The following is an 11,202-nucleotide window of genomic DNA, read 5'->3' as shown; positions in this document are numbered from 1 at the left end:
CGTGCGCGCTCCGGCGGAAGCCGGGGATGGGGCCGGTGGCGACGATGCCGGTGATGAAGCGCGCGGCGGTCGTCGCGGCCGTCGCGGTGGCCGTCGTCGCCGTCGCGGCAACGAGCGCGAAGCCGGAACCGGCGCCGAGCTGGAAGCCGGCGAGGGCGGTGACGCGGCGGCCGAAGCGGGCGCCGCGGTCGAGGCCGGTGGCGGTGAATCCTTCGCGTCCACCGAAACCACCGAAACCACCGAAACCACCGAAGCTGTCGAGTCCGTCGAAGCCGCACCGGCGCGCAGCAGCTTCGCGGTGCCGGCCGGTCGCTACGTGCGCAACGGCCGGCCGCGCCTGCCGCGCGGCACGCTGGCCAACGCCGATGCCGTCACCGGAGCCCCGGAGCCGGTCACCGGCCTGGCGACTGCTGCCGTGACCGCGGTCGCCGTGGCCGGCGCAGCGGAGGCGGTGGCGGGCGAGGCGCCGGTCACGACCGATGCCGCCGGGACGACCGCAGCGGAGCCAACGATGGAAGCGGCCGCCGGCAGCGTTCCGGTCGAAACCCCGGCGCCTGTGCCCGAAGCCGCGGCTCCGGTCGAGGCGCCGGCGGCGGCCACCGATGCACCGGCCGAAGCCGCAGTGCCTGCCGAAACCGCGCCGGTCGCGGAAGATGCGCCGGTGCCGGAACCGGTGCCGGAAGATGCGGCGGTGCCGGAGGATGCGCCGGTGCCGGTCGTCGACGGCGGCATCGCCGAGGCCGTGGCCGAAGCGGTTGCCGACATCCTCGGCGAGGCGCAGGTCGCTGCCGGTGCCATCGCCGATATGCCGGCCGAAGCGCCGGAGACGCCAGCCGAGGTCATGGGCGATGTCGAGGCCGGCGACACGGTGGTCGAAGCTGCCGTAGCCGTAACCGAAGCGCCGGTCCCGGAAATGGCCGGGGCGACGGACACGCCGGCCATCGAGGCCGCGCCGGACGGGCAGCCTGAAGTCGTCGTGCCGCCGCTGCCGGTCGATGCGCCGCAGCCCGTGCTGCCCGAGGCACCGGTCACGACGCCGGAGGTGCTGGCCGGTACCGAAGCGGCCGCAACGACGGTGACGGACGCGGACGACACCAGCGCGTCGGGCGAAGCGCCGGCTGAAACGCCGGTTCAGACACCCGAAGCGGCTGCAGCGGCCGAGGCCCCGGCAAGCCCCGGACCGGCAGCAGAGCCTGAGCTTGTCGAGCCGCCGGTCACGCCGCCGGAAGCGCTGGCTGCGACCGAAACCGGCACGGCCGGCAGCGACGGCGAGCCGACCCCGCCGCAGGCGGCGCGCTGACGCAGCAGCCCGCGGAGCGCCAGCAGCAAAGAAGGGGCGCCGGACTTTCCGGCGCCCCTTCGTGCTGTCTGCGCGGCCCAGCCGCAGGATGTGCCGGCGCAGGAGGCGCACCGCTCGCGAAATTCGGGCCGAGATCGAGATTCCCGTGCCTTCCAGCGCTTTGCGCGAACGATGTGCTTCGTTCCTCAGCGCATCCTGCGTGCTGCCGGCCCGGGCAAATCCATGGATTCCTCGGATTCCGTGACATGCCTCGGCAAGGCACGACACGCAAAGCCGGCACCGGCACCGCTTTCGCTCGGCCGCGGCATGACCGGACTCAGAGCCGGTATTCGCGGCGCAGGTGGGCGAGCAGGCCGGTTGCGGCCGGTTCGATCAGGTCGAGCACGCGCTCGAAGCCGCTGCGTCCGCCGAAGTACGGGTCCGGCACCTCGCGCTCGGGCAGTTGCGGGGCGTAGTCGAGCAGCAAGTGCAGCTTCGCGTCCTGGACCGGCGTCATGCAGTAGCCCTGCAGGGTTTCCAGCACCTCGCGGTCCATCGCGATCACGTATTCGAAGTAGTTCAGGTCGTCGCGATCGAAGCGGCGCGTGCGCAGGTCGTCCATCGAGTAGCCGCGCCGGGCGGCGGCCTCGCGCGCGCGCCGGTCTGGTGGTTCGCCGCGGTTGCTGGCCGACAGTCCGCAGGAGTCGATCTCGATGACCCGGCCGAGCCCGGCCTGCACGGCGAGGTGCGCGAGCACGGCCTCGGCGGTCGGCGAGCGGCACAGATTGCCGAGACAGACCATCAGCACGCGCACCGCGACCTTCGGATCGCGCCGCAGCGGCTGCGAGGCCTGACGGTCGTTCTTGAACACACTGCCGAGGCGTTGCCACAATCCCATCACCGTCCTCCTGCCGCCAGGCACCTCCGATGCCCCTGCCCGATACTGCCCGACTCACCGGCCTGATCGGCCGCGAACTCGACTGGCTCGGCCAGCGTTGCCGGATCGTCGAGCTGCTGCCCGAAGGTCCGTCGCTGGTGCTCGAAGCCGTCGGCGCCGAGCCGTCGATCCAGGCCAACCAGTATGGCGAGGCCACGCGCCGCGCCGTCGAGACCCATACGGTAGCGCTGCTCAGTCCGCGCGGCGATGCGCTGAACCCGCTGCTGCCCGGCCTGCCGGCGCTGCTCGCCGCGCTCTAGCCGCCGAGCGCGGCTTCGGCACGGCGCAGGTCCTCGGCCGTGTCGACGCCGGCCGGCGGTGCCGGGTCGGTGAACAGCACGCGGATCGCGATGCCGTGCCACAGCGCCCGCAGCTGCTCCAGCGTTTCGGCGCGCTCCAGCGGCGACGGTGCCAGTCGCGGATACGCGCGCAGCACCCCGGCGCGATACGCATACAGGCCGATGTGCCGCCAGTACGGCAGCGCCGGGTCCGGCTCGCGTTCACCGCGCGCGAAGCGGTCGCGGTCCCAGGGGATCGTGGCGCGGCTGAAGTACAGCGCCCGGCCATCGGCGGCGCAGACCACCTTCACGGCGTTCGGATCGAACAGTTCGTGCGCGGCGAGCGGCGCGGCGAGCGTCGCGATGCCGGCGAGCGCGTCGGCGGCGAGTGCTTCGGCGGTCTGGCGCACCAGTGCCGGCGGCAGCAGCGGTTCGTCGCCCTGGACGTTGACGACGATCGCCTCGTCCGGCCAGCCGCGTTGTTCTGCGACTTCGGCGAGGCGGTCGGTGCCGGAGGCGTGATCGGCGCGCGTCATCACCACCTCGGCGCCGAAGCCCGCGGCCGCGGTGCGGATGCGTTCGTCGTCGGTGGCGATGACGACCTCGCGGGCGCCGCTCGCGCAGGCCAGCCGCCAGACGTGCTCGATCATCGGCCGGCCGGCGATCGCGAGCAGCGGCTTGCCGGGCAGGCGGGTCGAGGCGTAGCGCGCCGGGATCGCGACGCGGAAATCAACCGTGGCATCGGTCATCGGCGTTCAGACCGGTTCATCGTCGGCCATGCGCCGGGCTTCGGCTTCGAGCATGACCGGGATGCCGTCGCGCACCGGGTAGGCGAGGCGGCTCGCCTTGCACTTGAGTTCCTGACGCTCCTTGTCATAGACCAGCGGCGCCTTGCTGACGGGGCAGACGAGGATGTCGAGGAGTTTCTTGTCCATGGCTCAGGTCTCGGCGGCGGAGCGGGGCGGGGGCAGGCGCGCGGCCAGGGCCGCGGCCAGATCGGGTTCGGTGACGGCCTGCACGGCCAGCCACCAGCGCGCTTGGTTGCCCGGGAAGCCGCGGCATTTTACGGCATCCTTGCCGGTCATCAGCGTCGTGGTCCCGGGGCCGAAGTCGAGTTCGTCCGGGCGGCAGGCGTGATGATCCGCGAACGGGTGGCGTTCGAAGGCCAGTCCGGCGGCTTCGAGGCTCGCGAAGAACTTCTGCGGATCGCCGATGCCGGCGAGCGCATGCAGGCATCGCCGTCCGCGAAACGCCGCGAGCGGCCGGGTCAGCGTCGGATCGGCGAGGTTCACGCAGGTGTCGCCTTCGACGCGCATCGCGTATTCGCCGGGCTGCACGCTGCCGCCTTCGCCGTTGATCACGACGAAATCGACCGTCGCCAGCCGCGAGACCGGCTCGCGCAGCGGCCCGGCCGGCAGCAGCCAGCCGTTGCCGTGGCGGCGGCGGCCGTCGATGACGGCGATCTCCAGATCGCGCGCCAGCCGGTAATGCTGCAGGCCGTCGTCGGCGAGCAGCAGGTCGAGTTCGGGATGCTCCGCGAGCAGCCGGCGCGCCGCCGCCGGCCGGTCCGGGCCGACCGCCATCGGGCAGCCGGTGAGGCCCGCAAGCAGTACCGGTTCGTCGCCGACTTCCAGCGGGTCCGAGTCCGCATCGACCAGGCGCGGCCAGTGCGTCGAGCGCCCGCCGTAACCGCGGGCGATCAGGCCGGGCCGGTAGCCGCGGGCCTTGAGGGCTTCGGCGAGCATCGCGAGCAGCGGCGTCTTGCCGGTGCCGCCGACCGAGATATTGCCGACCACGACCACCGGCACCGGCAGGCGCTCGCTGGCGAGCCAGCCGCACCGGTAGGCGAGCCGGCGCAGCGCCGTGAGCACCGCGTACAGGCCGGCGGGCGCCAGCAGCGCGATCGCGAGCGGGCCGCGCCGCGACCAGTACGCGGGGGCGCGACGGCTCAGGGCTGCGGGCCGTCTTTCGGCAGCGCGGCGATGCCGATCGAGCCGAGCCCGGCCTTGCCGGCCAGGTCGAGCGCCGTGACCACGTACTGGTGCGGCGTGTTGCGATCGGCGCTGATGATCAGGCGCGTGTCGGCGCCGGCGTTCGCCTTCGCTTCGCGCAGCGCCGCGAGCAGCGCGGCCTCGGTCTGCTGCGCGAGCGGCGTGTCGCCGAGCGCGTAGCGGCCGCCGGCGTCGATGTTCAGCACCAGCGGCCGGTCCTCGTGCGGGCGCACGGGCTGGTCGATGCTCGGCAGTTCGAGATCGACGCCGGTCTCGCGCACGAAGGTCGTGGTCGCGACGAAGAAGATCAGCAGCACGAGCATCACGTCGATCATCGGGATCAGCATGACCTCGGGTTCCTCGCTGCGGCGGGCGCGGAACTTCATGCCGGCCGCCCGGCCTGCAGCAGATCGACGAGCAGCAGCGCCTCCTTTTCGAGGCCGACGACGAGTTCGTCGACGCGCCCGCGCAGCCAGCGGTAGCCGGCGACGGCCGGGATCGCCACCAGCAGGCCGGAGGCGGTCGCCACCAGCGCCTCGGACATGCCGCTCGCCATCAGCTTGAAGTCGCCGCTGCCGTGCGTGCCGACCACGCCGAGGATGTTGATCATGCCCGAGACCGTGCCGAGCAGGCCGAGCAGCGGCGCGATGGTCGCGATCGTGCCGAGCGTGTTCAGGAAGCGCTCCAGCTCGAAGACGATGTGCCGGCCGGTGTCCTCGATCGACTCCTTGACCACCTCGCGGCCGAGGTGGCGGTTGGCGAGCGCCGTGAACACCACGCGCCCGAGCGGCGAGCGCGCCGTGCGCTCATCGAGCGTGCGCAGCTGCAGCCCGCCCTGCTCGGCCCAGTGACGCAGGTCGGCGACCAGCGACGGCGGCAGCACGCGCGCGCGGCGCAGCGCCCAGGCGCGTTCGAGGATGATCGCGAGGGCGAGCACCGAGCAGGCGAGGATCGGCACCATCACCCAGCCACCGGCCTTGACCAGTTCGTACACAGCGTCCTCCCGCCCCGGCGGTCCTTGGAAAGCCCGGCATGATACCCGAAGCCCCCGCGACGGCAGCGGCACGCGCGGCTGACAGCGCGAGCGCGCCGGGGCCGGAACGCTGTCCCGGCGGTTCTATAGTCGGAGGCTTCCTTCCCGTCGGAGCTGAAACCTTGAGTCCTGCCGGCATCGAATCCGGGCGCGTGTCCGCGCTCGCGACCAGGGAGAGGCAGCGCTACAGGGATGAGCACCCCGTTTCCGCCCGGCTCGCCCGCGAGGCCTGCGCGCATCTGCCCGGTGGCGTGCCGATGCACTGGATGAGCGACTGGGGCCTGGACTTCCCGCTGTTCCTCGATTCAGCCGCCGGTGCGCAGCTGCGCGATGCCGACGGCCGCGACTACGCCGACTTCTGTCTCGGCGACACCGGCGCGATGTTCGGTCACGCGCCGCAGCCGGTCGCGGCAATGCTGCGCGCGCGGGCCGGCCTCGGCTACACGACGATGCTGCCGGGCGCCGATGCGATCGCCGTGGCCGGGAACCTCGCGCAGCGCTTCGGGCTGCCGTACTGGCAGTTCGCGACCACGGCCTCGGACGCCAACCGCTTCCTTCTGCGCGTCGCGCGCGCCGTGACCGGCCGCCGGAAGATTCTGGTGTTCGACGGCTGCTACCACGGCGCCGTCGACGAGACGCTGGTGCGCCTCGGGCCTGAGGGTGCCAGCCGGCCGCGGCCCGGCCAGCTCGGCCCGGCCTTCGACTGCGCCGCGCATACCGTCGTCGTCGGCTTCGATGATCCGGACGGCCTCGATGCCGCGCTCGCGGGCGGCGACATCGCCGTCGTGCTGACCGAGCCGGCGCTGACCAACGCCGGACTGGTGCTGCCGCAGCCCGGTTTCCACGCGCACCTGCGCGCCGCGACCCGCCGCCACGGCACGCTGCTCGCGATCGACGAGACGCACACGATCAGCGCCGGCCCCGGCGGCTGCACGCGTGCCTGGGGGCTCGCGCCGGATTTCGTCACGCTCGGCAAGCCGCTCGCCGGCGGCCTGCCGGCGGCGGCCTGGGGCCTGAGTGCCGGGGTCGAGCGCGCGCTGGCAGGCGTGCGGCAGCCGGTCGCCGACGGGCATTCCGGCCTCGGCACGACGCTGTCGGCCGGGGCGCTGACGCTCGCCGTCGTGCGCGCCAACCTCGAGGAGGTCATGACCGATGCCGCCTACGCGCGCATGTTCGCGCTCGCCGGGCAGCTGCAGCACGGCCTCGAACGCCTGATCGGCCGCTACCGGCTGCCGTGGTGCGTGGTGCGCCTCGGCGCGCGTCAGGAGCTGGTGTTCCGGCCGCAGCCGCCGCGCAGCGCCGCGGAATCGCTCGCCGCCGCCGATCCGGCGCTCGAACGGCTGCTGCACCTGTACTGGCTGAACCGCGGCGTGCTGGTGACGCCCTTCCACAACATGCTGCTGCTGAGTCCCGAGCACCGGGAGGCCGACCTCGAGCGGCTGCTCGATGTGCTCGATGCCGCACTCGGCGAACTCACCGGAGCCGCATCATGAATGCCCAGAATGCTGCCGGGAATGCCGGCACGGCTGCGGCCGGCGAGGCCGAACGCTTCCTCGCCGCCCACCCCGATCTCGAAGCCGTCGACCTGCTGCTGACCGATGCCAACGGCGTGGCGCGCGGCAAGCGCCTGCGCCCGCACGAGCTGCCGCCGGTATATGCGCACGGCCGCTACCTGCCCGGCTCGATCCTCGGCCTCGACCTGCTCGGTCACGACGTGCATGAAAGCGGTCTGGTCTGGGACGACGGCGATGCCGACCGGCTGTGCGTGCCGGTGCCGGGCACACTGGCGCGCGCGCCGTGGCAGCCGCGGCCGACTGCGCAGGCGCTGCTGACCATGCACGAACTCGACGGCCGGCCGGCCGCCGGCGACCCGCGCCATGCGCTGGTGCGCAGCGTCGCCGCGCTCGAAGCCCTGGGCCTGAGGCCGGTGGTGGCCTGCGAGCTGGAGTTCTACCTGTTCGACGCCGCCTCGGTCGCCGGGGGCCGGCCGCGCCCGGTCAGCAGCCGGCCCCATGCGACGCAGGTCTACGAGCTCGATGCGCTCGACGCGGTCGGGGAGTTCCTCGCCGAGCTGCACGCGCATGCGGCCGTGCAGGGCGTGCCGTCGGAGACCGCGATCTCGGAGTTCGCGCCGGGCCAGTACGAGCTGACGCTGCATCACCGCGCCGATGCGCTGCGCGCCGCCGACGAGGCGATCCTGTGGAAGCGGCTGGTGAAAGGCACGGCCGCGCGCCACGGCTGGCACGCGAGCTTCATGGCCAAGCCGCTGAGCGGCCATTCCGGCAGCGGCCTGCACGTGCACGTCAGCCTCGCCGATGCCGACGGCTGCAACCGCTTCGCGTCCGAAGACCCGGCCGGCACGCCGCTGCTGCGCCACGCGATCGCCGGGCTGGCGCGGGCGATGCCGGACTGCCAGCTGGTGTTCGCGCCGCACGCCAACAGTTACCGCCGCTACCGGGCCGGCAGCTACGCGCCGATGACGCCGCTCTGGGGCATCAACAACCGTTCGGTCGGGCTGCGCGTGCCGGCCGGGCCGGCGCCGTCACGGCACATCGAGCACCGCGTCGCCGGCGCCGATGCCAATCCGTATCTGGTGCTCGCCGTCGTGCTGGCCGCGGTGCGGGCCGGCATCGAGGCCGGCGAGGAGCCGGGACCGCCGGTCCGGGGCAACGGCTACGAGCAGGCCGGCGAGCGGCTGCCGGCGAGCTGGCGGGAGGCGATCACGCGCGCCGAGGCCTCCGGATTCCTGCGCGAGGCGCTCGGGGCGGACTGCCTGCGCATCTTCACGGCGATCAAGCGCCAGGAATGGGAGCGCTTCGAAGCCGAGGTCACCGACGCCGACTGGCGCTGGGGATCGGGACTCTGAGTTCCCGGGGGGCGCGCATCGTGACACCTGTTCACGATTGCGCGCTCCGGCAGGCTGGCCGGCGAACGGCGGGCAGACCTAGCATGCACCGGTCACGGAACCGATCTTCCCACCCCTTGCCATGGAGGGCTGCGCATGCTCTCGCTCGAACTCGTACCGCTCGGCTTCGAATACACGACCCCGAACCGTGCCCGCAGCCAGGCGGCTTCATCCGCCGCGCCGCGTTCCGCCGCAACGAACCGCAAGTCGAAGCTCGACTGGACCGAAGAGGTCGAGGCCGCGATCCGCGAAGGTCGCGCGCTGCCGCTGCTGCGCCCCGGCGATTACGTCGAACTGCGGGATACCTGCGAGATCGGCCGCGTCGAGCGCCTGGACGGCGTGCTCGCCTTCGTGCGCCTCGGCGACCAGGGGAGCGGCTATTCGGTGCCGACCACGCGCAGCCGCGTGCGGCTGGTGGCGGCGGCGCGCAGCGCCTGAGCCGTCCTGCCGGCCGTTCCCGGGCCGTTTCGTTCCCGCGCTGCTTCCGCAAACCCCTGCCGCACGCTTCAGGCGCCGGGGTCGTTGGCGGCCGCGCCGCAGCACTTCTTGTACTTGCGCCCGCTGCCGCACGGGCATGGATCGTTGCGGCCGATCTTGTCGACGCGCACCGGCATCTGCGCCGCCGCGTCGCTGTCGGCGCGCCAGTCGGCGTTCAGCTCGTCGAGCCTGAGCACGCACGGCCCGATCAGGTCGATCATCGTCTGCACCTGCTGCGGCGTGAGTTCGGCGACCTCGTCGCGGAAAACCGCCGGCAGGTCGAGCGCGTCCTGCTCATCGAGTTCGCCGCCTTCCTTCAGCACCATCTGCTGCGCCTCCCAGAGGCCGCGGTAGCTGAGCGTGACGATCGGCGTCAGCGCGACGGTGACGCTGGCCGGCAGCTGCTCCAGCAGCTGTTCGGGGCTGCCGATCTCGTCGGGCGGGGCGTCGGAGGCCAGCCGTTCCTGCCAGGCCTCGCTGTTCTCGACGGCGTCGATGAAGCCGAGGCACCAGTCCGCGAACAGCGTCTGCGGCTGGCCGTCGTCGCCTTCGATCTGATGCAGCAGCGGCTCGAAGTCCTCGCCGGCATCGAGCTGGGCCTCGACTTCCAGCCACAGCCGGCCGAGCAGCGCGCGCAGGCGCCGGTGCTGGCGTTCGGATTCGAATGCGGCCTCGCCGAGCACGAGGTCGATCGCATCGGAAAACGGCATCGGCTGCGGGCCGCACAGCTCGGCCGTGTAGAAGCCGTGCGCGGCCCCGAGCAGCATCGTCTGGCGGCCCGCCTCCATCTGCGCGAACAGGAATTCGTCAAGCTCGTCGAGCTCGGAGTCGGTCAGCGCTTCAAATTCGGTCATGGCGGCAGTCCACGCGCGGTGACGACAGGGGCGCGGCATCATCGGCCGCGGCCGGAGCCAGGCGCAAGCGCGCTGCCTACAATGCCGCCGCTCCCCAGTCGCCCGTCCGGGCAGGATTGCCGCGCATGAACGACGCTCCCGGGGCCACCGCGCCCGCCGCCCGCTACGCCGTCGGCATCGATCTCGGCACCACGCACACGCTGCTCGCCTTTGCGCGGCTCGATGCCGCTGCGCCGGCGATCGAGCTGTTCCCGATCGCGCAGTCGGTCGCCCCCGGCGAGGTCGCGGCGCTGCCGATGCTCGCCTCGATGCGCTACCACCCGGCCGATGGCGAGCTGCCGGCGGCCGATCTGGCCCTGCCCTGGGGCGCGGCGGCCGTCGATGCCGGTGGCACGGCGATCGTTGGCGAGCTGGCGCGCGAACTCGGCGCCCGCGTGCCGGGCCGGCTGGTGGCGAGTGCCAAGAGCTGGCTGTCGCACGCCGGCATCGACCGCACCGCCGCCTGCCTGCCCTGGGGCGCGGAGCCCGGCATCGCGCAGGTCTCGCCGGTCGATGCCAGCGCCGCGACGCTCGCGCACCTGCGCGCCGCCTGGGACCACGAACGGCCCGAAGCACCGCTGGCCGCGCAGGACATCGTGCTGACGCTGCCGGCGTCCTTCGACGAGACCGCGCGGCTGCTGAGCGTCGAGGCCGCGCGCCGCGCCGGCCTGCGGCAGCTGCGGCTGGTCGAGGAGCCGCAGGCCGCCTGTTACGACTGGATCGCGCGCCACGGCGGCGATCTGGACGCGCGCCTCGCCGGCGTGCGCCTGCTGCTCGTCGTCGATGTCGGCGGCGGCACCACCGACCTGACGCTGATCCGCGTCGAGACCGCCGACGGCGAGCCGCCGCGGCTGACGCGCGTCGCGGTCGGCGAGCACCTGATGCTCGGCGGCGACAACATGGACCTGATGCTCGCGCACGTCGCCGAACGGCGGCTGCTCGCCGACGGCGAACGGCTCGCCGCCGGTCAGCTCGCGCAGCTGATCCAGCAGTGCCGGCGCGCCAAGGAGCGCCTGCTGGCCGTGGAGGCGCCGGAGCGCGTGCGCGTGACGCTGCTCGGCAGCGGTTCGCGGCTGCTCGGCGCGGCGCGCTCGGTCGAGTTCACGCGCGAGGAGGTGCGCGAGTGGCTGGTCGAGGGCTTCTTCCCGGTCTGCGCGGCCGATGACCGCCCGGCCGGCCGGCGCGCGGCGCTGGTCGAGTTCGGCCTGCCGTACGCGGCCGACGCGGCGATCACCCGCCATCTGGCTGCCTTCCTCGGCCGGCACCAGGCGGCGGCGCGCAGCGCGCTCGGCGAGGCCGCGCCCGCGGACGGGCTGGCGCTGCCCGATGCCGTGCTGCTCAACGGCGGCGTGTTCCACGCGCCGCTGCTGGTCGAACGGCTGCTGGCCGTGCTCGCCGGCTGACGCGAC

12 protein-coding genes and 1 pseudogene are annotated in these 11,202 nt (G+C 73.2%); 6 read left to right on the top strand and 7 right to left on the bottom strand.

The window, feature by feature from the left end; translation table 11 throughout:
• Nucleotides 1-1,300 (top strand): annotated as a pseudogene (locus tag PKE44_RS08900) (hypothetical protein); the annotation flags it as partial.
• Between the two features lie 316 nt (nt 1,301-1,616).
• Here the strand turns inward: PKE44_RS08900 and PKE44_RS08895 are convergent.
• A complete protein-coding gene (locus PKE44_RS08895; RefSeq protein WP_324550224.1) occupies nt 1,617-2,177 on the bottom strand; it encodes a low molecular weight protein-tyrosine-phosphatase in 561 nt (186 codons plus the stop codon).
• 29 nt (nt 2,178-2,206) lie between these two features.
• Between PKE44_RS08895 and PKE44_RS08890 the strand changes: the two genes are divergently transcribed.
• Nucleotides 2,207-2,476: a hypothetical protein gene (locus tag PKE44_RS08890; protein ID WP_324550222.1), complete on the top strand. Its 270-nt coding sequence runs from the start codon at nt 2,207-2,209 to the stop codon at nt 2,474-2,476.
• On the opposite strand, the gene kdsB is transcribed toward PKE44_RS08890, so the two are convergent.
• From kdsB to PKE44_RS08865, 5 genes are read right to left on the bottom strand one after another with little or no spacing between them, the layout of a single operon-like run.
• Complete coding sequence (kdsB, locus tag PKE44_RS08885) at nt 2,473-3,243, bottom strand: 3-deoxy-manno-octulosonate cytidylyltransferase (RefSeq protein WP_324550219.1); 771 nt, start codon at nt 3,241-3,243, stop codon at nt 2,473-2,475. The two genes, PKE44_RS08890 and kdsB, sit on opposite strands and share 4 nt — an antisense overlap.
• Before the next feature lie 6 nt (nt 3,244-3,249).
• Nucleotides 3,250-3,429, bottom strand: a complete 180-nt coding sequence (locus tag PKE44_RS08880) for a Trm112 family protein (protein WP_324550217.1) — start codon at nt 3,427-3,429, stop codon at nt 3,250-3,252.
• A gap of 3 nt (nt 3,430-3,432) precedes the next feature.
• Nucleotides 3,433-4,389 (bottom strand): tetraacyldisaccharide 4'-kinase, encoded by a 957-nt coding sequence (gene lpxK, locus PKE44_RS08875; protein WP_324550226.1) that lies wholly within the window; start codon nt 4,387-4,389, stop codon nt 3,433-3,435.
• A gap of 53 nt (nt 4,390-4,442) precedes the next feature.
• Nucleotides 4,443-4,871, bottom strand: a complete 429-nt coding sequence (locus PKE44_RS08870) for a biopolymer transporter ExbD (RefSeq protein ID WP_324550215.1) — start codon at nt 4,869-4,871, stop codon at nt 4,443-4,445.
• The gene (locus PKE44_RS08865; protein ID WP_324550213.1) at nt 4,868-5,479 is read right to left on the bottom strand and encodes a MotA/TolQ/ExbB proton channel family protein; all 612 of its coding nucleotides are present in this window, start codon (nt 5,477-5,479) and stop codon (nt 4,868-4,870) included. Before PKE44_RS08865 ends, PKE44_RS08870 begins: the two co-directional genes overlap by 4 nt.
• Nucleotides 5,480-5,640: 161 nt before the next feature.
• Here PKE44_RS08865 and PKE44_RS08860 point away from each other — a divergent pair, with 161 nt between their 5' ends.
• The 3 genes from PKE44_RS08860 to PKE44_RS08850 all read left to right on the top strand — a co-directional run bounded on the left by PKE44_RS08860 (nt 5,641) and on the right by PKE44_RS08850 (nt 8,861).
• Nucleotides 5,641-7,011, top strand: coding sequence for an aspartate aminotransferase family protein (locus PKE44_RS08860; RefSeq protein WP_324550211.1), 1,371 nt, complete (start codon nt 5,641-5,643; stop codon nt 7,009-7,011).
• Nucleotides 7,008-8,384, top strand: coding sequence for a glutamine synthetase family protein (locus PKE44_RS08855; RefSeq protein WP_324550209.1), 1,377 nt, complete (start codon nt 7,008-7,010; stop codon nt 8,382-8,384). The genes PKE44_RS08860 and PKE44_RS08855 overlap by 4 nt, the downstream gene beginning before the upstream one ends.
• 135 nt (nt 8,385-8,519) lie before the next feature.
• Nucleotides 8,520-8,861, top strand: coding sequence for a hypothetical protein (locus PKE44_RS08850; RefSeq protein ID WP_324550207.1), 342 nt, complete (start codon nt 8,520-8,522; stop codon nt 8,859-8,861).
• A gap of 68 nt (nt 8,862-8,929) precedes the next feature.
• Here the strand turns inward: PKE44_RS08850 and PKE44_RS08845 are convergent, their stop codons facing one another.
• Nucleotides 8,930-9,754 carry a UPF0149 family protein gene (locus PKE44_RS08845; protein ID WP_324550205.1) on the bottom strand — a complete coding sequence of 275 codons (825 nt, stop codon included), beginning with the start codon at nt 9,752-9,754 and terminating at the stop codon, nt 8,930-8,932.
• Nucleotides 9,755-9,879: 125 nt separating this feature from the next.
• Between PKE44_RS08845 and PKE44_RS08840 the strand changes: the two genes are divergently transcribed.
• Entirely contained in the window at nt 9,880-11,196 is a 1,317-nt protein-coding gene (locus PKE44_RS08840) for an Hsp70 family protein (RefSeq protein WP_324550202.1), read from the top strand.
• The last annotated feature ends 6 nt before the right edge of the window (nt 11,197-11,202 follow it).

The sequence above is a fragment of the Plasticicumulans sp. genome, from assembly GCF_035331805.1.
Taxonomy (GTDB): Bacteria; Pseudomonadota; Gammaproteobacteria; order Competibacterales; family Competibacteraceae; genus Plasticicumulans.
This window is presented reverse-complemented; position numbering and strand designations above follow the sequence as displayed.

Coding starts and splice junctions, on each gene's coding strand:
- PKE44_RS08895 (WP_324550224.1), bottom strand. CDS start 2,177: ATGGGATTGTGGCAACGCCTCGGCAGTGTGTTCAAGAACGACCGTCAG.
- PKE44_RS08890 (WP_324550222.1), top strand. CDS start 2,207: ATGCCCCTGCCCGATACTGCCCGACTCACCGGCCTGATCGGCCGCGAA.
- kdsB (WP_324550219.1), bottom strand. CDS start 3,243: ATGACCGATGCCACGGTTGATTTCCGCGTCGCGATCCCGGCGCGCTAC.
- PKE44_RS08880 (WP_324550217.1), bottom strand. CDS start 3,429: ATGGACAAGAAACTCCTCGACATCCTCGTCTGCCCCGTCAGCAAGGCG.
- PKE44_RS08870 (WP_324550215.1), bottom strand. CDS start 4,871: ATGAAGTTCCGCGCCCGCCGCAGCGAGGAACCCGAGGTCATGCTGATC.
- PKE44_RS08855 (WP_324550209.1), top strand. CDS start 7,008: ATGAATGCCCAGAATGCTGCCGGGAATGCCGGCACGGCTGCGGCCGGC.
- PKE44_RS08850 (WP_324550207.1), top strand. CDS start 8,520: ATGCTCTCGCTCGAACTCGTACCGCTCGGCTTCGAATACACGACCCCG.
- PKE44_RS08845 (WP_324550205.1), bottom strand. CDS start 9,754: ATGACCGAATTTGAAGCGCTGACCGACTCCGAGCTCGACGAGCTTGAC.
- PKE44_RS08840 (WP_324550202.1), top strand. CDS start 9,880: ATGAACGACGCTCCCGGGGCCACCGCGCCCGCCGCCCGCTACGCCGTC.